This is a genomic window from Acidobacteriota bacterium (assembly GCA_028875725.1).
GTDB lineage: Bacteria > Acidobacteriota > Thermoanaerobaculia > Multivoradales > Multivoraceae > Multivorans.
The window spans coordinates 203,872-225,691 of record JAPPCR010000005.1 but is presented as its reverse complement, the minus strand read 5'-3'; the positions used below and the strand labels follow the sequence as shown (position 1 = coordinate 225,691).

Below are 21,820 nucleotides of genomic sequence, written 5' to 3'. Positions count from 1 at the left end.
CGGTGACGATCGCGTCCAGTGTCAGCCGCCGCAGGCAGCACCTGTTTCTGCTCCGCGAGTTGGTCGTCCGCAACCTCCGGTCGCGCTACGCGGGTTCGGCGCTGGGGCTGGTCTGGTCGCTGCTGAACCCGCTGTGGCAGCTCCTGCTGTTCACCTACGTGTTCTCGTTCCTGCTGCGGTTCTCGCTCGACGGCGAGCGGACGCAGAACTTCGCGGTCTTCCTGTTCTGCGGCCTGCTGCCGTGGATTGCGCTTCACGAAGGGGTCAGCCGTTCGGCTTCGGCAATCACGGACAACGCGGACCTGGTCAAGAAGATGCGGTTGCCGGCCGAGTTGCTGGTGGCGTCGCTCGTGATCGGCGCGTTGCTGCACGCCTCGGTCGGCGTGGTGGCGTTCATCGTGATCCTGGCCGTGATCGGCGAGCTCTCCGTGCAAAGTCTGCCGCTGCTGCTCGTCGCGGTGCCGCTGCAGGCGTCGCTGGCGTTCGGACTTGGCCTGGGCCTGGCGGCGGCGAACGCCTACTTCCGCGACACCGCGCAGGCCGCCGGCCTCGTGCTGAACGCCTGGTTCTTCTTGACGCCGATCATCTACTCGGTGCATCTCGTTCCGGCTGACTACAGGTGGTTCGTGGAGTGGAACCCCCTGACCGGCCTGGTCTACCTCTACCGGGCCGCGTTCCTGGGCGGCGGAGTTCCGCTGAGCCTGGCGCCGCTGCTCGCGGTCACGATCGCCGCGGTGGTCTTCGGCGGCGCGTTGTTCGCCCGCCTGAAGCATGGCCTCGCCGACGAGATCTGAGTGATCTCCGCGGTCGTCGTCCACTATCGAACACCCTGGCTGCTCGAAGCCGCGGTGGCGGCGCTCCACGAGGACGCGCGGATGTCGGCGATTTCGCTCGAGGTGATCGTCGTCGACAACGGCGCCGCGGGCGCGTCGGCGACCGGGGAGGGGGCGCCGGACGGTCTGGAAGCTCAGGTGCTCCGCCCGGGCGAGAACCTGGGCTACGCAGCCGGCATCAACCTCGGCGTGGAGCACGCGACGGGAGACGTGCTGCTGCTGATGAACGCCGACGTGGCGGTCGAGGCCGGTTGCCTGCGCGCCCTGCTCGACGCGCTGGGCGGCGCCGACGTCGCTGGGCCGCGCCTGTTCTGGGACGAAGGCTGCAGGCTGATGCTGCCCCCGCAGGCGCTCCGGACGCGGCTGGCGGAACTGGACGCGGCGTGGGCGGAGCGCTCGCCGGCCTGGGGCCGTTCATTCCGCCGCCGCTGGCGCCGCCGCGCCCGGGCCTTCTGGGGGGCCGAGGCGCCCGTCACCTGCTACGAGCTGACCGGTGCCTGCCTGGCGGTGACGCGGGACGGCTGGCGGCGGGTGGGGAGGTTCGACGAGGGCTTTCGGCTCTACTTCGAGGAGACGGAGTGGCTGTTGCGGGCGCGGAGCGCCGGCGTTCGGGCGGTGCTGGCGCCCGCGGCGCGCTGCGTCCACGCCTACGACCAGAGCGCGAAGCGGGAACCGCGCGCCCAGTCGTGGTTCGAGGAGTCGGCGGCGCGTTTCCGGCGACGCCGCTACGGGGCGTGGTTCGCGGCGCTGCTGCGCCGGCTGGAGCGGGTGCCGCGGCGGTTCGAGGAGGTGGCCCCGCTCGCCGGCGGGGCCACCGGCGACGAGGTCTGGGTCGAGGTGACCCCGCTGCCGCTGGGCGCGCCGGCGACGGGATGCCGCGTCGCGGCCGGTGAGGCGGCGGGATTCGAGATCCCGGAGGACGTGGTCGGCGGCGCCAGGTCGGACCTCTGGGTGCGCGTGACGGATGGGAACTGCCGCGACCTGGGGGGGTGGCTGGTGAGCTAGAACAGGTCCCCGTCGGCCTTCGTGTAGTAGCCCGTCGCCCGCAGCCGTTCGACCGCGTCCCCACAAACGAAGGGCACCATGATGGTCACCAGGCCCTGGGGTTCGGGCCGCCGGACAAAGCCGAGCCTGTCGATCTCTCTCGACCACCACGACGGTCTCTCGCTGAACCAGCCGGCGAGCGGCAGGCCGGCCTCCCGGACCTCGGCCACGAGGGATCGCAACGCCGGGCGCTCCCGGGGGTCTATCAGAGCATCGCCCAACTCCACCCCGTCCGGCAGGCGCCTGGCCGCCGCCCAGCCCGCCAGGCGGCCGCGGCGGTAGGCGGCGACCAGCTCCAGGCCGTCATCGGGGCAGTCCAGGTAGCGCCAGCGCAGGTACTCGACGGATCGCTCCACCAGCAGGCCGTAGCGGTCGGCGACCCGGTCGAACAGGGCGTCGAACTCCGTACCGACCTCGGAGTGCCTGGCGATTCGGCGCAACTCGTAGCCGCGCCCGAACCGCTGGCGGCCGCCGAGCCGCGCTTCCTTCGGCAGTACGCGGTAGGGAGCGTCCTCCACGACGTGGGCGCCCACGTAGCGGGTGGAGAACTTCGTGATGTTGCCCGTGTTGAAGCCGTAGTTGAACGCGACCCGGCCGTTGCAGTGGACCAGGTAGAAGTGCCGCGAAGTGCGCGCGAGGATGCTGGTCGGCCCGCGGCCCACGCCGCGGGCGCTGCGGTGGGTCATCGTGTCGCCGACCTGGTGACCCTCGACAGGGGCCGATGGGGGAAGGCCGCGCCAGCGTACGGGGTACGCGCAGTACTGGCAGACGAGCTGGCCGTCGGGCGCGAACGCGAGCGAGATGCGTGGGCCGCCGCGCGGGTTGTCGAGGTACCTCCACCGCCAGCGGTCCAGGCGCAGGTTTTCGCCGAAACTGTCCCGGAACAGCTCGAGGATCGCGAGTTCATCGCCCGGCCGGTAGCTGCGAATGCGATAACCGTCCCGCCGGGCGCGCAGGACGCGAAACGGGGGCGACTCGCCGCCCGCCCGCTCCTGGACGATCCGGAACCCCGCCTCGAGCAGGTCGAGGACCAGCCGGTCGTAGCTGTGGACGCCGCCGGGCGCGTCGACATCGCCATCGCCGCCGTCCGCCCAGCCGATGAGCGCCTCGTCCGGCAGGGCCTCCGCGTCGTCGATCGATTGCGAACCGAGGACGAGGCGCGCGGCGTCCTCCGGCACGGCGGAGATGTCGCCCCGCGGCAGGACGCCGGCGACGGCTCGCTCGAGATCGTCCTCGGGCGCCCCGCCGGCGCGCAAGCGGTCCAGGGAACGATGCCAGGCCGTCTCCGCTGTTGCTCCCACGCCCCGACGCTACACGCGCTCCTCACGACTGCGATAGAATCCCGCGACTTGTCCGAGCTTTGGCTGTTGGGGAGTAGGTAGTGGCCGTCAGAATGAACGACACGCTGCTCGAGCTGATCGAGGGCGACATCACGGAACTGAAGGTCGACGCGATCGTCAATCCGGCGAACGAGGAGTTGCAGCTCGGCGGTGGCGTCGCCGGCGCCGTCCGCGAGAAGGGCGGCACCTCGATCCAGGACGAGTGCAACCGGATCGGCGGCACGCCGGTCGGCACCGCGGTGATGACCGGCGCGGGCACGCTGAAGGCCAGGCAGGTGATCCACGCCGTCGGCCCGCGGATGGGCGAGGGCGACGAGGACCGCAAGCTCGCCGCCGCGGTGCGCGCGTCGCTGGCCCTGGCCGACCGCAACGGCCAGCGGACGATCGCGATCCCCGCGATCTCCACGGGCATCTTCGGCTATCCGGTCGACCGCTGCGCCCGCATCCTGCTGACCGAGGTGCACCGGTACCTCCAGGGCGGCACGAAGCTGGAGCGCGTCGTCGTCTGCCTCCACGGCGAGAAGAACTTCCAGACGTTCCGCAACGAGCTGCGCCGCGGCTTCCGCTGATTGAGCCAGAACACCCAGCCGCTCCACGTGACCTTCGAGGCCACGCCGGAGATCTTCGCCACGGACAGCAAGGGCGCGTTCGTCTACGCGCTCAAGCACCTGGACGGCGAGCGCGTGGACACCCAGCGCTACGACGAGATGCGCTTCGTCGTCTCGGTGTGGCACCCGCGGGAAGGCAAGAACATCGATCTCGACAAGGCCTACCTGGAGTTGCGGGCGAACTTCATGGAGAACGGCCACTGGACGCGGCTGGCTGAACTGGAGCCCGTCGTTTCGCCCTACAACCGGGGCGAGAGCTTCGACGGCTGGATCGTCCTGCCGGTGCTGTCCGGGGATTCGGCGTTCCGGCTGCACGGCGGCGGCTTCCAGCCGCGGGCGCGGCTGCAGGTCCGCGCGTCGGCGTACTTCGTCGCGTGACGGGGGCTGCCATGGGGCGGCAGAAACTCCTGAGCCGGCTGGCGCAGCGCAACGGGCGCCGGATCGTGCTGCTGGTGCTCGACGGCGTCGGCGACCTGCGGACGGACGCTCAGCCGCGGACCGCCCTGGACGAGGCGCGAACGCCCAACCTCGACCGGCTGGCGGCCCGGTCGGCGCTGGGCCGGCTCGTTCCGGCCGGCACTGGCATCACGCCGGGCAGCGGGCCGGGCCACCTCGCCCTGTTCGGCTACGAACCGACCTCGCCGGAGGTGGACATCGGCCGCGGCGTGCTCGAGGCGCTGGGCCTCGGGCTCGACATAGCGCCCGACGCGGTCGTGGCGAGAGGCAACTTCGCCACGGTCGACGGGGAGGGTCTGCTGACGGACCGGCGTGCCGGGCGGATTCCGACGGCGGAGGGAGAGCGGCTCTGCGCCCGGCTCGCCGGCAGGATCGAAGCGGCGGGTGACGCGCTCGGCGACGGTATCGAGGTCGAGGTCCATCCCGGCGAGGCCTACCGGTTCGTCCTCCTGTTCCGAGCCGCCGCCGGGACGCCGCCGCTCGATCCGGGTCTGGTTGACACGGACCCGCAGCGGCTCGGCGTGGCCGCGCTGCCAGTCCAGGCGGCCGACGGCGCCGGCGAGTCGGCCCGGCGGACGGCGGATCGCATCGCCCCGACGGTCGCGGCGCTCCAGGCGGAACTCCAGGACGAGGAGCAGGCCAACACCTTCCTGCTCCGGGGCTTCTCGAAGCTGCCGGTGCTGCCCGGCGTCGGCGAGCTCTACCGGCTGCGGGCGGCGGCCCTGGCCGGCTACCCGCTCTACCGCGGCGTGGCGAAGGTCTGTGGCATGGAGATCGTCGACTGCGGCGGGAGCTTCGGCGACGTGCTGGACCGGCTGGAAGAGCGCTGGTCCGACTTCGACTACTTCTTCCTCCACGTCAAGGGCACGGACATGGCAGGCGAGGACGGTGATCTCGCGGCGAAGGTCGGCGCGATCGAAGCGGTCGACGCCTTGTTGCCCCGGCTACTCGACCTGGGCCCCGACGTGCTGGCGATCACCGGCGACCACTCGACGCCCGCTCCGATGAAGGCCCACAGTTGGCACCCCGTGCCGCTGCTCCTGCGGTCGGAGAACTGCTTCGTCGACGAGTGCTCGCGGTTCACCGAGGCCGAAGCGAGCCGCGGCGCGATCGGCACAATCCCGGCGAGCGACCTGATGGGCCTGCTGCTGGCGAACGCGGGCAAACTGGCCAAGTTCGGTGCGTAGCCAGCCGCCGACGTTAGCCGGCGACTATCTCCGAAGAGGGAAGCTACTTCTTCTTCGCCGCCGGCGGCGGAGGCTTCACAGGCTTGATCTTCGGCGGTCGCGGTGGCTTTCCGGAGGAAGCGGTTCGGATCTCGCTGGGGTGCTCGCGACCGTCACTATGCTCCCTGGACGACATAGCGGCTCTCGAGGAGCTGGTTGGCTTCCACGGTGGACCGCTCGTTCAGCCGCTCGTTGGTTCGCAGATCGACGTCGCCGGCTCGGCCGGTCGTCCTCCGAACGCTCTCGGCCAGTTCCTCGAGTCTGGAGACGACCTGCAGTTCGTCGATCTCCCGTTCATTGATCTGTTGCCACAGACGGCTGTAGTCGTTGCAGAGCGTCGCGCAAGCCTGGCTGATGGCGAAGGAACTGGCGGCCTTTCGGGCATGGTCCCCCAGGAAGTCGACGGCCAGCAGGATCGCGGCAACCGTGCTCACGCTCCAGATGATCCAGGAGGGCGCCCCTTGCAAGGCACCGACGACGTTGCCCGAGACAGACAGAAAGATGAGGAATCGGATTGCCTGCCTCCACATCTGGTAGCGGTCGTAGAGCTTGTAGTAGTAGCGCTCCAGCCGAACCGCCTCAAGGTAGTCGAACCACGCCTCGTTCCGCCGCGAGTCACTGACCTGTTCTCCGGTTGTCATGGTGCTCTCCGTGGGGCCGTGGAATCCGTTGAGGCAAGCCTGTCGTCACTAATGATGCTAACAGCGGGGATGTCGACAGGGACGGTCGCCGATGCTCGGCGCAGTCACTCACGGGAGTCTTGACCCTCATAGGGATCTAGACGCAATCTGGCCGCCGAAACGCTCTCACATCACTCCCCGCCCCCTCGAACAACTGCCGCACGGTCGGCAGGGGCAGTCCCACGACGTTGCTGTAGTTGCCGTCGATCTCGAGGATGAACAGGCTGCCGAGGCCCTGGATGGCGTAGGCGCCGGCCTTGTCGTCGGGCTCGCCGGTGGCGGCGTACCAGTCGACCTGCTCGGGGGTCAGTTCGGCGAACAGGACGCGGGTGCTCTCGACCGCGTGGAGGGTGTCGCCCGCGGGCGGGCGGAGGGCCGTGCCGGTCAGCACGAGGTGCCAGCGGCCCTGGAGGCGCTCGAGCATTCTCCGGGCCTCGTCGCGGTCGGCCGGCTTGCCGAGGATGGCGCCGTCTTCGACGACGATCGTGTCGGCGGCCAGCACCCACTCGCCGTCGCGGGCGCCGGCTTCGGCCTTCTCCCGGGCGAGCCGGCGAACGAGGTCGCGGGGCCGCTCACCGGCGTAGGGCGTTTCGTCGACCGTCGCCGGGCGCACGGTGAAGTCGAGGTCGAGGGACTCGAGAAGCTCCCGCCGCCGCGGCGAGGCCGAGGCCAGCACGAGACGGCCGGGCCGCGGCTCTCCGCTCACTGGAAGTACCCGGGGATCGTCTGGACCTTCAGGCCGCGCCGGCCGCGGGCGCGCGGATCCCTCAGCTTCACCTCGACCTTGCGGAAGGCGTCGCGGTCGCCTTCCGGCGACTCGAACACGAGCAGATACTGGGAACGGACCTCGGTCTCGATCCTCTCGTAGACCCGCGGCAGCTCGGACGCCCCGGTGATGAAGAAGCAGCGGCCGCCGGTTTCCTTGCAGAGCTGCTGCAGCCGGCCGCGGAACATGAGCTCGCGCTGGTCGATGTCGATGCCGATGCTGTAGATCGCCACCTGGGAGCGGCGGGCGAACTCCAGCACGTCGTCGAAGCGGTACTCGCTGCTGGAATCTCCGCCGTCGGTGAGCAGGATGAGCGCCCGCTTCCCGCGCAGTCCGCCGAAGTAGTAGAGGGAGTAGAGGATGCTGTCGTAGAGCGCGGTCTCGCCTTCCGCCACGAGGTCGGCGAGGCCGCCGGCCAGCGTCTCCCTGGAACCGGTGAAGCCGACAGCCAGTTCGGGCCGGTCGTTGAAGGTGATGAGGGCGGCGCGGTCGTGCGGGCCGAGGACGAGTTCGAAGAAGTGGAGCGCCGCTTCCTCGGCCGCGTCCAGCCGGTGATCCATCGATAGCGAGGTGTCGAACAGGATGCCGGCGTGGATGGGCTGGTTGGCGGCGTTGTCGAACCGCTGGAGCTGCTGGGGCTCGCCGTCGACGAAGACCTCGAAGTCCTCGTTGCCGAAACCGCGCACCGGCTCGCCGGAACGGTCGGTGACGGAGACGTAGAGCTCGATCAGGGCGACTTCGACTTCCTCGACCAGGTTGCGGGAGTTGACGAAGACCAGGTCCTCGGCCCAGGCGCCCGTCTCGAGGTAGGCGACCGCGCGCACGTAGGAGAGCGGTTCGGCCGGATCGATGCCGATCGGCTGCTCGAACGGCGGCTGGTAGAGGGTGGCCGTGCGGGTGTCGTTCAGGAAGAACTCGACCCGGTCGAGCCGCTCGTGGCGGGGCGCTTCCACCTCGGCCACCGCGCGCACGCTGCTGGTGTGGGTGGCGCCGCGCTGGGGCGAGGTGAGGCGGACCGCGAAGCGGTGCGGCCCCGAGTTGATCATCACCTCGTCCGTCGCCAGGACGCCGCCCTGGCCGTCGTAGGCGTCGACGCGCAGGGCGTGGGCCCGGGGCGCGGTGCCGACGTCGATCTCGACCTGGTAGGGCGGCCGCCGCTTGCTGATCAGTTCACGTCCGTCGAGCGAGAAGGCCAGGTGGTGGATGTCCGGCCCGTCGGCGGCGGCGCCGATCCGGACCCGGCCCGTGATCAGGCGCTCCGGCAGGGGGTGGATCCGGACGGTGTGGTCGTCCTGCGAGTCGATGAAGCGGGGGCTGACGGCGTTGGCTTCGGCGAGCCAGTCGGGGATGGGGGTATGGGACCCACTGGGTGCGCGGGTCTTCTGACCCGCTGCCGCCGCAGGCGGCGGAGAGCTGTCGCCGGCTTCGCCGGCGGCTGCGTTCTCCGGCCTGCGCCGCTCCGCGGCTCCGGCCGTGGGCGGGTCAGAAGACCCGCGCACCCAGTGGAGGTCTTCGGCGGTACTTCTCGCCACCAGCGGCACCTCGATCTCGGCGCTACCGCCGAAGAACCGGTCAGCCCCCAGCTCCCGCACCTTGACGACCAGCCGGTAAGGCCCCGGCCGCAGGTAACGCTGCGTGACGAGCGGGATCGACGCCTCCCCGCCGCCCGCTCGCACCGGCGGCTCGAAGCGGTAGCGGAAGCTCTCGAACAGTTCGCCCTGGCGCAGCACCTCGCCGTCGAGCACGAAGCGCCGCGCTTCGTCGCCCGGCTTCGGCAGATCGTCCGGGTCGATCCCGACGATCGCCTGCACCACGGTGCGGTTGCCGCGGCGGCCAGGGTAGCGGAGGGTGATCTCGGCCGGCAGTGCTTCCGCGCCGTCGGGCGTTTCCGTGCTGCGGTCCAGGAAGGCGAGCGCCCACTCGTCGTTCGCCCGGCCGGGGTCCGGCGCCTCGGCGCCCATCGCCTGCCAGTCGAGCGCCAGGCCGAACGCGCTCAGCAGGTCGCCGCCGCGCGAGCAGCGGACGTTGATCTCGCGGATCAGGGCGTCGCGGTTGGTCGACGTCGAGGCGAAGGCGAGCAGGGAGGAGAGTCCGTCGGCGGCGGTCCACAGGCGGAAGCCGCCGCCCTGGCGAAGGAAGATGAGGTAGAACTCGCCGCGCACGGCCGGGCTGTGCGGGTAGTGCCAGACCTCGAGAGTGCGCAGCAGCTCGCAGGTCGTGCGGAAGGTGCGCAGCGGCTCGCCGTGCAGCAGGAGCGACTCGAAACGGTCGTCCCGGGCATCGCCGAAGCGTTCCCCGGCCGTCTCGACGGCCTGTTCGAAACGCTCGCGGAACTCGTTTTGCGGCGTCTCGGGGTAGGGGTCGCGGACGGCCCAGAAGCGCTGGACGAAGGCGTCGCGCTGGTAGGCGTGCCGGAGCTCGCCGAACACCCGGCGCTCCGTGTCGGAGAGGATCGGGTCGACGGAGTCGAGGAAATCGGCGTGGCGGCGGTCGAGGGTGGTGTCCTGGGCTGCGGCTGCCGTGGTGACGGTGAGGAGGCAGAAGAGAGCAGGCCGGCACCTTTCCCACCTCACGGGTAGTAGCCCTTCAGCGTACGGATCGACACGCCGGGCGCGGTGGCGTCGGCTTCGATCTCCCGGAAGCGGCGGTTGCCGCTGGTGTTGGTCGACTGGTAGGTGATCAGGTAGCGGGAGCGCAGCTCGCCGAGGATCTGGTCGTAGACGCCGGCGAGTTCGGCGACTTGGCCGATGAAGAAGGCGCTGCCGCCGGTCTGGGCGGCGAGCCGGGAGAGGGCGCGTCTGGCTGGCCCGGGCTGCTTGCCTAGGCCGATCGCGTAGACGGCGACGCCGGAGCGCTGGGCGTACTCGAGCGCCTGGTCGAAGCTGAAGCGGCTGCTCTCGTCCTTGCCGTCGGAGAGCAGCAGCAGGGCGCGCTGGCCCTTGATGCCGTTCAGGTAGTAGAGGCCGAAGACGATGGCGTCGTAGAGGGCGGTGCCGCGCTCGGCCTTGAGCCCCGCCAGCGAGCCGGCCAGCTTGCCGATGTCGTTCGTGAAGTCCGAGGCGAGATACGGGTGGTCGTTGAAGGTGACGAGCGCCGCCCGGTCGCGGGGCGTGATCCCGGTCTGGAACAGGTCGAGCGCGGCCTCGCGGGCGACGCCGAGACGGTTGACCATGGAGGCGGAGACGTCGAGCATGACCTGGAGGTGAACGGGCAGGTCGGTCACCCGTTGGAAGCGGAGGATCTCCTGCGGCGCGCCGTCCTCGAGAATCCGCACCTGCTCGGCGCGCAGCTCCTCGTACGGCCGTCCCGAGCGGTGGAGCGCGGTGGCGTAGAGCTCGACGTACTGGATGTCGACGATCTCCAGGTAGTCGGGCGCGTTCACGTAGACGACGGCGTCGGTCGTGTTGCCGTCGACGAGGTAGGCGGCGGCCCGCAGGTAGGTGATCGCGTCGCCCGGCGGCAGTTCGACGAGTTGACTCCAGGGCTCCTGGTAGAGGGTGGCGACCGGTTCGTCGTTCAGGTGGAGTTCGAGGCGCTCGACCAGGCTGCCGTCCGGCACCTGGACGTCGATCTCGACGTGGACCTCGTCTTCGTAGCGGACGCCCTCGCGGGGTTCGGCGAAGCGGAGCGCGAAACGGTTGCGGCCGGCGTTGAGCGAGATTTCGTCGGAAGCGACCTCCGTGCCTCCGGCGTCGTGAGCGGTGGCGCGGAGGACGTGGACCCGGGGCGTCGAGCCGAGGTCGAGTTCGACGGAGAAGGGCGGCCGGCGCTTGCGGGCGACTTCGCCGCCGTCGAGCCAGAAGCGCATCTCGGCGATGTCGCCGGTGGCCAGGGTGTCGAAGCGGACGAGGCCGGTCTGGAGCTCCCCCGGGGGTTCGAGGAGCTGCACCGTCGGCACGTCGCTGGTGAGCACCGCTTCCGCCTGGTCGATGATCTTCTGCACCGCCGGGTCGAGCTGGCGGGTGGCGGGCGCTTCGAGGGACGGCACTTCGAGCGGCCGCTCCAGGCGGGCGAAGCGGCCGCCGTTCAGGTCCTCGATCTTCAGCACGAGCCGGTAGTCGCCCGGCCGCAGCCGGCGCTCGAAGGACAGCAGGATGGGCGGTTCGCCGCCATCGTCGGGGGGCGCGGCGTCGGCGGCGGCGCCCAGGGGCAGGTCGAACTTGTAGCGGAAGTTCTCGAAGAGGTCCTCGCCGCGCAGCACCTCGCCGGTCAGGAAGAAGTTGTAGCTGGACTGGCCGCCGACCGTGTCGCGGTGTGCCGAGGCCGGGTCGATCTCGACCAGCGACTCGACCACCGTCCGCGCCTGGTAGCGGGCCGGGAAGCGCACGTCGAGCGTCGCCTCGAGCGGCTCGGCGTCCTCCGGAACGTCGGTGGTGTAGGCCTCGAAGGTCAGCGTCCACTCCGCCGACGGCGCCTCGGGCCGCTCGTCGAGGCGCGCCATCAGGGTGGCGAACTCGAGGCCGTTGCTGCGCAGGAGCCAGTTGATGGCGGAGGCGGCCACGTCGCCGTTCGCGCAGCTCTGGATCTCGGCGGCCGCTGCCTGCACGTTGACGCCGAAGTCGAGCAACCGCTCGATGCCGTCCGAGGGATGCCAGAGTTCGTAGCGCTGCTGGTTGCCGCGCCGGTGGAAGAGCAGGAAGAACTCGTGGCCCACGCGGTCGCTGTGGCTGTAGAACCAGATCTCGATCGGCCAGGTGACCATCGTGCACTGGAACTGGATGCGCCCGGACGGTTCGCCGTTGAACAGGAACATCCGCGCGCGGTCGGAGCGCGGACCCTCGAACTCTTGGTCGACGTAGAGCAGCCGTTCCTCCCAGCGCGTCCGGAACTCGTTGCGCACGCTGTCTGGATACGGGTCGCGGATCCGCCAGAAGCGCTCGATCCACGCCCGCCGCTGGTAGTCCTGCGTGACTTCGAGGAAGGCCTCGCGCTCGGCGTCGGAGATCAGGAAGTGGACGTTGGAGAGGAACTCCTTGAACTCGAGCGGCAGCGCCTCTTCGGCCGCGGCGAGCGCGGCCTGGCGCTCGCGGCGCTCCTTGCGGGTTTCCCTGCGTTCCTCCTGGGCTGCCGCGATGGCCGGGAGAAGCAGTCCCGCCGCCAGGGCAAGGGCCAGGGCTTGGCGTACAGGTCGGTTTGGCAACGGGCGTTCCTTGCTGCGGGCGTGGTGCCTGGATCGTCAAGCGTACCGCTTTAGAATCACCCCCCCATGCCCGCCACCCCCGTCTACCTCGACCACAACGCGACGACCCCGCTCGATCCGCGGGTCGCCGAGGCGATGCTGCCCTGGCTGGGCGGCCTGCACGGCAACCCGTCCTCGGTCCACTCCTTCGGGCGGGCGGCGCGGGCGGCGGTGGAGCAGGCGCGGCAGCAGGTCGCCGAGCTGATCGGCGGCAGCCCGCCCGAGGTCGCCTTCATGGCCTCGGGGACAGAGGCGAACAACGCGGTGCTCATGTCCATCTTCGACGACAGCGCCGGCGGTCACCTGGTCATCTCGGAGCTGGAGCACCCGTCGATCCAACGCGCGGCGGACCGGCTCGAGAAGTCGGGCGTCGAGGTGACCCGGCTCCGCCCGGGAGCGGATGGCGTGGTCGGCGCCGCGGCCGTGGCGGCCGCCCTGCGACCGGACACGCGCCTCGCCTGCCTGATGCTGGCGAACAACGAACTCGGCACGCTGCAGCCGGTTGCGGAGGCCGCGGAGGCCTGCCGGGAGCGGGGTGTGCCGCTGCTCTGCGACGCGGTCCAGGCGGCCGGCAAGCGCGCGGTCAACGTGGGTTCGCTCGGCGCCGACTACCTGGTCGTGGCGGCGCACAAGTTCAACGGCCCGGTCGGGGCGGCGGCGCTCTGGGTCCGTGAGGGCGCCGGCTTCGAACCGCTGATCCTCGGCGGCGGCCAGGAGCGGCAGCGGCGGGCCGGCACGGAGAACGTGGCGGCCCTGGTCGGCTTCGGCGCGTGTGCCGCCGTGGCGTCAAGCGAACTTGACCACCGGATCGAGCGCCTGGGCAGCCTGCGCGACGACCTGGAGGCCGGCCTGACCCGGATCCCGGACACCCGTCTTCACTGCGCGTCCTCGCCGCGGCTGCCGCACACGACCCACGTCGCGTTCCCGGGGTTGGTCGGCGAGGACCTGGTCGTCCGCCTCGATCTGGCGGGCTTCGCGGTCTCGACCGGGGCCGCGTGCGCCTCCGGCGTGGTCGAACCCAGCCGGACCCTGCTGGCGATGGGAGTGTCGCCCGAGGAGGCGATCGCGTCCATCCGCATCAGCCTGGGCACGTCGAACGACGAGGCCGAGATCGACCGCTTCCTGCCGGTGCTGGTGCGCGAGGTCGAGGCGCTGCGGGCGCTCTCGGCCGAACCGGCGGCAGCACGATGACTCTCACCGCCGTCGCGATGAGCGGCGGCCTCGACTCGTCGGTCGCGGCGCTCCTTCTCCAGCGGCAGGGCGTGCCGGCCGTCGGACTCTCCATGCTGCTCTGGGACCGCTCGCAGCAGGTCCGCCACGGCCGCTGCTGCGGCTCGCTCGACCTCGGCGACGCCCGCGGGGTCGCCCAGCAGATCGGCCTGCCGCACTACACCCTGCGCATGGACGGCGAGTTCCGGCAGCACGTGGTCGACCCCTTCGTGGACAGCTACGTCGCCGGCCGCACGCCCAGCCCCTGCATCTCCTGCAACACGGAGATCAAGTTCGAGGCCTTCTGGGAGCGGGCGCGGCGGCTCGGCGCCGGTCGCATCGCCACCGGCCACTACGCTCGTATCCGCCGCGGCGACGACGGGCTGTACGAGCTGCATACGGCCGTCGACGAGTCGAAGGACCAGAGCTACTTCCTGTTCGAGCTGACCCAGGAGCAGCTCTCGCGGGCGGTGTTTCCCCTCGGTGACCTGAGCAAGGTCGAGGTGCGCGAGCTGGCCCGAGAGGCCGGTCTGGCAGTCGCCGAGAAGGGCGAGAGCATGGAGATCTGCTTCGTCGACAGGGGCGTGCAGGAGTTCGTCGAGGACGAGCGACCAGAGTTGCCGCGAGTGCCCGCCCGGGTGACGACGAGCGCCGGCGAGGAGTTGGGCGAAGGCGCGCCGACGTACCGGTACACCGTCGGCCAGCGCCGCGGCCTGGGCGTCGCCGCCGGCCGCCGGCTCTACGTGCTCGATGTGCAGCCGGAGGCGAACCGCGTCGTCGTCGGCGACCGCGACGAACTGCTGGCGCCGGGACTGATCGGCCGCGGCCTGCACTGGATCGCCGGCGAGCCGCCCGGCGACGGCGTCGGGATCCAGGTCCGAATCCGTTCACGCCATCCCGGCGTCGCGGCTACGGTCGAGAGCGACAGCACGAACGGCAGCACCGACACCTGTCGCGTCCGCTTCGGCGAGCCCCAGCCCAGCGTCGCACCCGGCCAGGCGGCGGTGTTCTACCGAGGCACCCAGGTGCTAGGCGGCTGCTGGATCGAACGGCCGCTGATCGTCGGTTAGCGGCTGCGACAGCCGCGGACCACGACGGTCACCTCGCCGCGCAGCTTGCCGCGCTCCGCGACCTGGGCGGCAATCTCCTCGAGCGAGCCGCGCAGCACCTCTTCGTGCAGCTTCGTCAGTTCGCGACCCACGGCCGCCTCGCGTGCCTCACCGAAGACGGCGGCCGCGTCGGCGAGCGAGGCGGCGGCGCGCCGCGGCGACTCGAAGAAGACGACCGTGTGCGGGAGTTCGGCGTGTGCCTCGAAGAAACGCCGGCGCTTCCCCTGCTTCGGCGGCGGAAAGCCGAGGAAGGTGAACGGATAGGGCGGCAGGCCGGAGACGACGAGGGCGGCCAGGATCGCCGACGGTCCCGGCAGCGCCTCGACCGGGAGGTTTCGCTCCAGCGCGGCCCGCACTAGCCGGTAGCCCGGGTCGGAGACAAGCGGGGTGCCGGCGTCGGAGACGAGGGCCACGGCGTCGCCCTGCTCCAGCCGCTCGAGCACCCGACCGATCTGCCGGTCCTCGTTGTGGTCGTGGAGGGGCAGCAGCGGCGGACGCTGGGCCGAGCCGCCGCGGCCGGCGGCGAGGCTCTGGAACAGCCGGCCGGTGCGGCGCGTGTCCTCGCAGGCGATGAGGTCGGCGGAGAGCAGCGCCTCGCGGGCGCGCGGCGAGAGATCCGCCAGGTTGCCGATCGGCGTGGCGACGATGCGCAGTTGGCCGGCGGCCGTCGCCGGCTCCTCCCCGCTCACGGGCGGCCGGGGCCCTGCCCGTAGAGGTCGTGGTACTGCGCCACGTTGTACAGGACGCGCTCGATGTAGTTCCGGGTTTCGCGGAAGCCGACCTTGGTGAAGTACTCGTCGGCGCCGGTGGTGTAGCAATGGCGCTGCCAGAGCGCGGCCTGGGCCTCGCCGGCGTTGTAGGCGGCCAGGATGACGTGCTGCTCGCTGCCGAACAGCGCGCGGAGCTCGGCCAGGTAGGAGGCGCCGAGTTCGACCGCGAGCGCCGGGTTCTCGAGTTCGCGCGGCGTCGAGAGGGACCGGCCGGCGCTTGCCGCGAGCCGCGCCGCGGTGGGATAGACGAACTGCATCAGGCCCCGCGCCGAGGCGGCCGACACCGCCTGGTGGTCGAACCGGCTTTCCTGGCGCATGATCCCGGAGATCAGGAACGGGTCCAGGTTGCGGCGCGCGGCGGCGGCGGCGATCAGGTCGCCGTAGGCGTCGGGGTAGAGCGCCCGGCGCATGGTCAGCGGGTAGAGGGGCTCCGGCACGCGGCGAGGCGCCCTCTGGGCCAGGATCTCCGCGATCAGCAGGGCTCGCCGGGGCCGGGTCTTCGCCAGTCCCTCGGCCGCGGTCAGTGCCAACCGCGGGTTCGCCACCGGGAAGTGCCGGTCCACGACCTCGGCCGCGTCGCCCCACAGGCCGAGGGCGAGCAGCAGTTCCTGCGGGGCCGAGGCGGCCCGGTCCCAGAGCGGCCACTCAGCGGGCGGTACGGTCCGGAGACCGAAGAAGGAACGTACCGCCGGATCGGCGACCAGCCGGCCCTGGAGGATCTGCCTCGCGGCCTCGGCTTCGTCGCCCTGGCGGCCGTAGAGCAGCCAGGCGCGATAGAGCCGTGCCGGGTCCTCCGACCCTGCGAACTCGGCGGCGATGGGCTGGACGTAGGCTCTCAGAGGCTCGGCGGCCAGGCGCTTCTCGGCTTCGCGAGCCAGCGGGTGGAAGAGGTCCGCGGCGAGCAGGTCGGCGTAGCCGGTGATGGCGCGGTCGAGCGCCCCGCGGGCTTCGTCGAGCCGGCCTCGCCAGTAGCGGACCTCGAAGTCGACGCTACGGCTGGCGCGGATGGCGTCGCTGAGCCAGTCGCCGGCGCGGTCCGTGCGGCCCTGGACGATGTCGGAGGCGGCGAGGAAGAGGCTGGCGCGCGCCGAGACCGCGCGGTCGTGGCGGAGCTGGAGCAGCACCGAGTAGAGATCGAGCGCTTCGTCCTCCAGCCCGCGGCGCCACTCCAGGCGCATTGCGCCAAGCAGCGCCGCGACGGAGAAGTTGCCCTGGGGGTCGGCCAGGTAGGCGCGGCGGTAGTCGGCGGCCGCGGCAATCCAGTCGCCCGAGAGTTCCTCCGACCGCGCCTTCTGGTAGAGCGCCTGTCCGGATTGGCGTGGCGAGGACACGTTCGTAGCCAGCAGCTCGTAGTGCCGGGCGGCGTCTTCCAGGCGACCCTGCCGGAAGTGGCTGCGCGCCCACCGGTAATGGATCTCGAAGTCGGAGGTCGATTGCACCTCCAGGTCGACCACGATCTGTCCGAGGAGTTCGTTCGAGCGGTCGAAGACGCCGTGTTCGTGGAAGGTGTTGCCGAGCAGCAGCACCTCCTGGCGGTCCTCGAGGGCCGGCCTCAGGCGGTGAAGGCGGTCGGCGGCCTCGAAGGCCACCAGGTCGTTGGCCCGTTCCTGGATCAGGCCGGTCAGGACGGCGGCCGCTTCGTCCGGGTCGTCGTCCGCGAGGCGGCATTTGGCCCGGCTGAGAGTCAGCAGGCGGCGTTCCGGCGCCGGCAGGCGCGACATCGGGATGCCGCGCAGGAGCCGGCAGTCGCCGCCGCGGTCGAGGCTGGTGGCGAGCAGCTCGGCTGCGGGCTGCACCAGTACGCGTGGCGGCTGTTCGCCGAGCAGGGTGGCGGTGACGCCGGCGGCGATCTCCGGGTAGCCGAGCCGCGTCTGACCCAGGGCCAGCCGGTAGCGCGCCCAGGGCTCCAGCGCGGGCGTTTCGGTCAGGCAGGTGGCGAAGGCTTCCGACGCCGTCTCGAGCTGCTCGAGCTCTTCCAGCAGGTGTCCTTCCAGGTAGCAGAGGCCGTGCCTGGCCGCGAGGTCCGGTTCTTCGGCGCGAAGCCGTTTCGTCTCCTCTAGCGCGGCTTCGGCCTGACCGGCCGCCTGGAACTCGACGAGCTGGATGCGCGGATCCTGGGCGACCGCCAGGGCCAGGAGCGGCAGCGTCCAGGCGGTCACGATTGACGCGGCCATACGAAACGATAACCCGGCGAGCCGAATCCGGCATTCCGGCAGGTCCGTGGCAGGATACGGCTTGGAGGATCTCGGGCCATGCTCGGAAAACTCGAACAGATTGAGCAGACGTACGACGAGCTGGCAGCCAGACTCGCCGATCCGGACGTGCTCGCCAATCCCGGTCTCTTTCGCGACACGAGCCGGGCGCTGGCGGAGCTGAACCCGGTGGTCGAGCTCTACCAGCGGTACAAGAAGACGAGGGACGAACTCGACCAGACCGCGGAACTGCTGGGTGAGCTCGAGCGCGGGGACGACATGTACGAGATGGCGGCCGAGGAGAAGGGCCTGCTGGAGGAGACTCTGGCGTCCATCGAAGCGACGATGAAGGAGGAGCTGGCGCCCAAGGATCCGAACGAGAAGCGCAACGCGGTGCTCGAGATCCGCGCCGGCACCGGCGGTGACGAGGCGTCGTTGTTCGCGGCCGAGCTGTTCCGGATGTACAGCCGCTACGCCGACGACCACGGCTGGAAGGTCGACATCCTCGACATCTCCGAGTCCGGCATCCGCGGCGTCAAGGAAGTGTCGGCGATCGTCGAGGGCCGCGGCGCCTTCGCCACTCTGCGCTACGAGGCCGGCGTGCACCGCGTGCAGCGGGTGCCCGAGACGGAGGCTTCCGGCCGCATCCACACGTCGGCGGTGACGGTCGCGGTGCTGCCGGAGGCCGAGGACATCGAGATCGAGATCGAGCCCTCCGACCTGCGCGTGGACACCTACTGCGCGTCCGGCCCCGGCGGCCAGGGCGTCAACACGACGTACTCGGCCGTCCGGCTGACCCACCAGCCGACCGGCCTCGTCGTCACCTGCCAGGACGAGCGCAGCCAGATCAAGAACAAGGCGAAGGCGATGCGGGTGCTGAAGAGCCGCCTGCTCGAGATCGAGGAGGCGAAGGCGAGCGCCGAGATGGGCGAGGAGCGCCGGCGAATGGTCGGCAGCGGCGACCGCTCGGAGAAGATCCGCACCTACAACTTCCCCCAGAACCGGGTCACGGACCACCGGGTCGGCTTGTCCGTCCACAAGCTGCCGTCGATTCTCGAAGGCGACCTCGAGCCGTTGATCGTGCCGCTGCAGCAGCACTTCGAGGCTGAGCGGCTGCGGCAGACGGGCGAAGTGGACCCGGTCTGAGTGTCGCTTCGGCTAGTCCACAGCGCCACGATGCCGGACGGCCCGAAAAAGCCCCCGCCGGGGGCGGCCCGCATCGTCGATCTGCTCGACCTGGGGCAGGAGTACCTGGCCGGCTCGGTCGAACAGCCGCGCAGGGAGGCGGCGCTGCTCCTGGGCGAGGTGCTGGGGCTTGGCGAGGCGCAGCTCTACGCCCGCGCCGACGACGACGTGCCCGAGCCGGCGGCGCTCAGCTACGGGCAGTTGATCCGCCGGCGGGCGGACCGGATCCCGGTCGCCTACCTGCTGGGCCGGCGCGAGTTCCACGGCCGGACGTTCGCCGTCGATCCGCGGGTGCTGATCCCGCGGCCGGAGACGGAGCATCTGGTGGAGGCGGCGCTGGACTGCGTCGACGACGGCGCCCGCGTGCTCGATGTGGGCACCGGCTCCGGTTGCATCGCGGTCACCCTGGCGCTGGAGCGGCCAGGCAGCCGGATCGTCGCGACCGACCTCTCGCCCGGCGCCCTGGCGGTGGCTGCGGCGAACTGCCGCAGCCACGGCGTCGGCGACCGGGTGCGCCTTGTCCGCGCCGACCTCCTGTCGGCGCTTCGCCCGGGGGCCTTCGACGTCGTCGTCTCCAACCCGCCCTACATCGACGTCGGCGAGTGGCCGTCCCTGATGCCGGAAGTCCGCGACCACGAGCCGCCGGAGGCCCTGTTCGCCGGCGACGGTCTGGACTTCTACCGGCGCCTGTTCGCGGCGGGCGGCTTTCTCCATGCCGGGCAGCGGCTGCTGCTCGAGATCGGCAAGGGCCAGCTCGACGCGGTCCGCGAGCTGGCGAAAGGGGGCGGCTTCGATGTCGAGTGGATGGTCGCCGATCTGGCGGGGATCCCGCGTGTGCTGACGTTGCGGCGCCTGTAGTCAGACCTCACCCGGTTTGGGCATCCGGTAGCCGACGCCGCGCTCGTTGAAGATGTAGGTCGGGTCGCTCGAGTCGTCGCCGAGCTTGGTCCGCAGCTTCTTGACGAAGGCCCGGACGAGCTGCGGCTGCGCGTAGCCCCGGCCGCCCCAAACCCGGCGCAGGAGGGCTTCGTAGGTCGTGACGTGCCCGGCGTTCACGGAGAGGACGCGCAGCAGTTCGTACTCGGTGGCGGTCAGCCGCACCGGAACTCCGTCGACCGTCACCCGGCGCCGCTCGCGGTCGATGGACAGGTTGCCGAGCACGAAGGGCCCGGGCGCGAGCCGCTTGCGGAGCGCGACCCCCACCCTCGCGGTGAGCTCCGTCGGGGAGAACGGCTTGACGATGTAGTCCTCTGCGCCGGCCTCCAGGGCTCTCGCGACCGTCTCGTCGCGGCCGTAGGCGGAGATGAAGATGACGGGCACATCCGCCAGTTCCGGCAGCCGCTGCAGCAGTTCGATGCCGTCCGTTCCGGGCAGCACCAGGTCGAGCAGGACGAGGTCCGGCCGGTCCTTCCGGAGCAGACGGGGCAGTTCGCGGGCATCGCCGGTGACCACCGGCGCGTAGCCCCGGGAGGCGAGCGCGTCGCGGGCGAAGCGGAGCGCCTGAGGGTCGTCGTCCAGCACGAGGACGCGCGGCCGGCCGCCGCCGCGCCGCGCCCCTTCCGAGGTCGCCGCGGCGAGGGCTTCGGACGCCTCGCCGTCGCCCGGCTCTTCCACCGCCGGGATGGTGAAGGTGATCCGGGTCCCCTGACCCTGTCCGCCGCTCCGGGCGGAGATGCGGCCGCCATGGGCTTCCACGAGTCCCTTGCAGATTGCGAGGCCCAGGCCGACGCCGACGCTCTCTTCCCCGCCGACCACGCCGGCGTGCTTGCTGAACAGGTGCGGCAGCAGGTGCGGCGGAACGCCGCTCCCCTCGTCCGCGACCGTGACGGCGACGTGGTGTCCGTCCAGAGTCGCCTCGACCCGGATGGGCGACGACTCCGGGGAGTGCCTGGCCGCGTTCGACAGCAGGTTGTTCAGCACCTGGACGACGCGCCGCGCGTCGGCCATGACGCGCGGCAGGTCCGGCGGCAGGTCGATGCCGACCGCGTGGCGGGCGCCGCCGCTCGCGAACGCGCTCCTGGCCCGTTCGACCAGGACGGTCAAGTCGACGGGCTGCGGCGCGACCGACAGCGTGCCGGCTTCGATGCGGCCCACGTCGAGCAGGTCGCCGATCAGGCCCCGCATGTGGTCCGCCTGATCCTCGACGATCCGGAAGAACTGCAGCATCTCCGACCGGTCGAGCTCCTCGGACGCTCCCAGGACCGTGGCGGCCGAACCCTTGATCGAGGTCAGGGGCGTGCGCAGTTCGTGACTCACCATGCTCAGGAACTCGGTCCTCAGCCGCTCGATCTCGTCGAGGTGCGCGAGGTCCTGCATCGTGACGACCATCGACTCGGGCTCGCCTTCGGCGGACCGGATCGTCGTGGCGTTGACCAGCGCCCGGGCGCCGCGACCGTCGGCGACCGAAACCACGACCTCCTCGGCACGCAGCGCGGGCGCTTCGTGGATCAGGCGGGACATCGGGATCTCGCGGCCGTCGGCGAACCGGCAGACGAGGATCTCGATCAGTTCCTCCGGGGGCCTCCCGGGTGGGGCCAGGTGCTCCACCAGCCGCCTCGCCTCCCGGTTGAACGTGGTGGGAGCGCCGGTCAGGACATCGAAGACGACGACGCCCACCGGCGACGTCTCGACCAGCGCCTCCACGCTGGCGCGCGACCGCTGCTCGTTGCGATGGGTGCGGGCGTTGGCGATGGCCGTCGCCGCCTGCGACGCGAACAGCACGAGCACGTCCTCGTCCTCGTCCGAGAACTCGAGTCCGCCCCGCTTGTCGCCGAGGAAGAAGCTGCCAAGGTACGCGCCCCGGTGGCGCATCGGCGTCCCTTGAAAGGTCTTCGCCGGCATGAGGTCGGCGGAGAAGCCGAGCGAACGGATGTAGCTGGGCAGGTCCGCCAGCCTGAGCGGGGTGGAGAGATCGCGCAGGTGGTCGAAGAGCTGCGGTCCCTCCGGTAGCCAACCCTCCATCTCGCCGTGCTGCTCTGGGGTGAACCCGGAGGAGACGAAATCGCGGGGCGTTCCGGCGTCGTCGGTCGTCGTGATGACGCCGTAGCGGGCGTTCGTCAGCTCGCAGGCGCTGTCGACGATCTCCTGAAGGACGGTGGCTTCGTCGAGGCTGGCCGTGACCCGCAGCGCGGCGGCGCTGAGCCTCGATGTCCGGTCGCGGAGCGCCGCGATCTCGCGTTCGTGCGCGTCCGGTGGAGCCATGGTTCACGAAGGTTAACGCAAG

General features: G+C 71.0%; 17 protein-coding genes. 9 read left to right on the top strand and 8 right to left on the bottom strand.

The window, feature by feature from the left end; translation table 11 throughout:
• Positions 1 to 2: 2 nt before the first annotated feature.
• Together OXI49_01235 and OXI49_01230 are read left to right on the top strand one after the other, a co-directional pair.
• Positions 3 to 794 carry an ABC transporter permease gene (locus OXI49_01235; GenBank protein MDE2689111.1) on the top strand — a complete coding sequence of 264 codons (792 nt, stop codon included), beginning with the start codon at positions 3 to 5 and terminating at the stop codon, positions 792 to 794.
• Complete coding sequence (locus OXI49_01230; GenBank protein MDE2689110.1) at positions 795 to 1,838, top strand: glycosyltransferase family 2 protein; 1,044 nt, start codon at positions 795 to 797, stop codon at positions 1,836 to 1,838.
• On the opposite strand, the gene OXI49_01225 is transcribed toward OXI49_01230, so the two are convergent.
• Positions 1,835 to 3,178 (bottom strand): GNAT family N-acetyltransferase, encoded by a 1,344-nt coding sequence (locus tag OXI49_01225; GenBank protein ID MDE2689109.1) that lies wholly within the window; start codon positions 3,176 to 3,178, stop codon positions 1,835 to 1,837. The two genes, OXI49_01230 and OXI49_01225, sit on opposite strands and share 4 nt — an antisense overlap.
• A 92-nt stretch (positions 3,179 to 3,270) precedes the next feature.
• Between OXI49_01225 and OXI49_01220 the strand changes: the two genes are divergently transcribed.
• Genes OXI49_01220 through OXI49_01210 form a run of 3 tightly spaced genes read left to right on the top strand, consistent with a single transcriptional unit; the run spans position 3,271 to position 5,468 of the window.
• The gene (locus tag OXI49_01220) at positions 3,271 to 3,786 is read left to right on the top strand and encodes a macro domain-containing protein (protein MDE2689108.1); all 516 of its coding nucleotides are present in this window, start codon (positions 3,271 to 3,273) and stop codon (positions 3,784 to 3,786) included.
• Positions 3,787 to 4,203, top strand: a complete 417-nt coding sequence (locus tag OXI49_01215) for a hypothetical protein (GenBank protein ID MDE2689107.1) — start codon at positions 3,787 to 3,789, stop codon at positions 4,201 to 4,203.
• An 11-nt stretch (positions 4,204 to 4,214) separates the two neighbouring features.
• Entirely contained in the window at positions 4,215 to 5,468 is a 1,254-nt protein-coding gene (locus OXI49_01210; GenBank protein ID MDE2689106.1) for a 2,3-bisphosphoglycerate-independent phosphoglycerate mutase, read from the top strand.
• Between the two features lie 155 nt (positions 5,469 to 5,623).
• Here OXI49_01210 and OXI49_01205 read toward each other — a convergent pair whose 3' ends face one another.
• The 4 genes from OXI49_01205 to OXI49_01190 all read right to left on the bottom strand — a co-directional run bounded on the left by OXI49_01205 (position 5,624) and on the right by OXI49_01190 (position 12,093).
• Complete coding sequence (locus OXI49_01205; protein MDE2689105.1) at positions 5,624 to 6,148, bottom strand: hypothetical protein; 525 nt, start codon at positions 6,146 to 6,148, stop codon at positions 5,624 to 5,626.
• A gap of 136 nt (positions 6,149 to 6,284) precedes the next feature.
• Positions 6,285 to 6,893 carry a Maf family protein gene (locus OXI49_01200; GenBank protein ID MDE2689104.1) on the bottom strand — a complete coding sequence of 203 codons (609 nt, stop codon included), beginning with the start codon at positions 6,891 to 6,893 and terminating at the stop codon, positions 6,285 to 6,287.
• Positions 6,890 to 9,526 (bottom strand): VWA domain-containing protein, encoded by a 2,637-nt coding sequence (locus tag OXI49_01195; protein MDE2689103.1) that lies wholly within the window; start codon positions 9,524 to 9,526, stop codon positions 6,890 to 6,892. The genes OXI49_01200 and OXI49_01195 overlap by 4 nt, the downstream gene beginning before the upstream one ends.
• Positions 9,523 to 12,093, bottom strand: coding sequence for a VWA domain-containing protein (locus tag OXI49_01190; GenBank protein MDE2689102.1), 2,571 nt, complete (start codon positions 12,091 to 12,093; stop codon positions 9,523 to 9,525). The genes OXI49_01195 and OXI49_01190 overlap by 4 nt, the downstream gene beginning before the upstream one ends.
• A gap of 66 nt (positions 12,094 to 12,159) precedes the next feature.
• Here OXI49_01190 and OXI49_01185 point away from each other — a divergent pair, with 66 nt between their 5' ends.
• Entirely contained in the window at positions 12,160 to 13,323 is a 1,164-nt protein-coding gene (locus OXI49_01185) for a cysteine desulfurase family protein (GenBank protein ID MDE2689101.1), read from the top strand.
• The gene (gene mnmA / locus OXI49_01180; protein ID MDE2689100.1) at positions 13,320 to 14,411 is read left to right on the top strand and encodes a tRNA 2-thiouridine(34) synthase MnmA; all 1,092 of its coding nucleotides are present in this window, start codon (positions 13,320 to 13,322) and stop codon (positions 14,409 to 14,411) included. Before OXI49_01185 ends, mnmA begins: the two co-directional genes overlap by 4 nt.
• Here the strand turns inward: mnmA and rsmI are convergent.
• Both rsmI and OXI49_01170 read right to left on the bottom strand, forming a co-directional pair.
• Positions 14,408 to 15,139, bottom strand: coding sequence for a 16S rRNA (cytidine(1402)-2'-O)-methyltransferase (gene rsmI, locus OXI49_01175; protein MDE2689099.1), 732 nt, complete (start codon positions 15,137 to 15,139; stop codon positions 14,408 to 14,410). The genes mnmA and rsmI overlap by 4 nt on opposite strands.
• A complete protein-coding gene (locus tag OXI49_01170; GenBank protein ID MDE2689098.1) occupies positions 15,136 to 17,394 on the bottom strand; it encodes a lytic transglycosylase domain-containing protein in 2,259 nt (752 codons plus the stop codon). The genes rsmI and OXI49_01170 overlap by 4 nt, the downstream gene beginning before the upstream one ends.
• Positions 17,395 to 17,472: 78 nt before the next feature.
• Between OXI49_01170 and prfA the strand changes: the two genes are divergently transcribed.
• On the top strand, positions 17,473 to 18,558 hold the full coding sequence (gene prfA, locus OXI49_01165) for a peptide chain release factor 1 (GenBank protein ID MDE2689097.1): 1,086 nt from the start codon (positions 17,473 to 17,475) through the stop codon (positions 18,556 to 18,558).
• A 30-nt stretch (positions 18,559 to 18,588) separates the two neighbouring features.
• A complete protein-coding gene (gene prmC / locus OXI49_01160) occupies positions 18,589 to 19,455 on the top strand; it encodes a peptide chain release factor N(5)-glutamine methyltransferase (protein MDE2689096.1) in 867 nt (288 codons plus the stop codon).
• Here the strand turns inward: prmC and OXI49_01155 are convergent, their stop codons facing one another.
• The gene (locus OXI49_01155) at positions 19,456 to 21,798 is read right to left on the bottom strand and encodes a response regulator (GenBank protein ID MDE2689095.1); all 2,343 of its coding nucleotides are present in this window, start codon (positions 21,796 to 21,798) and stop codon (positions 19,456 to 19,458) included.
• Between the last annotated feature and the right edge of the window lie 22 nt (positions 21,799 to 21,820).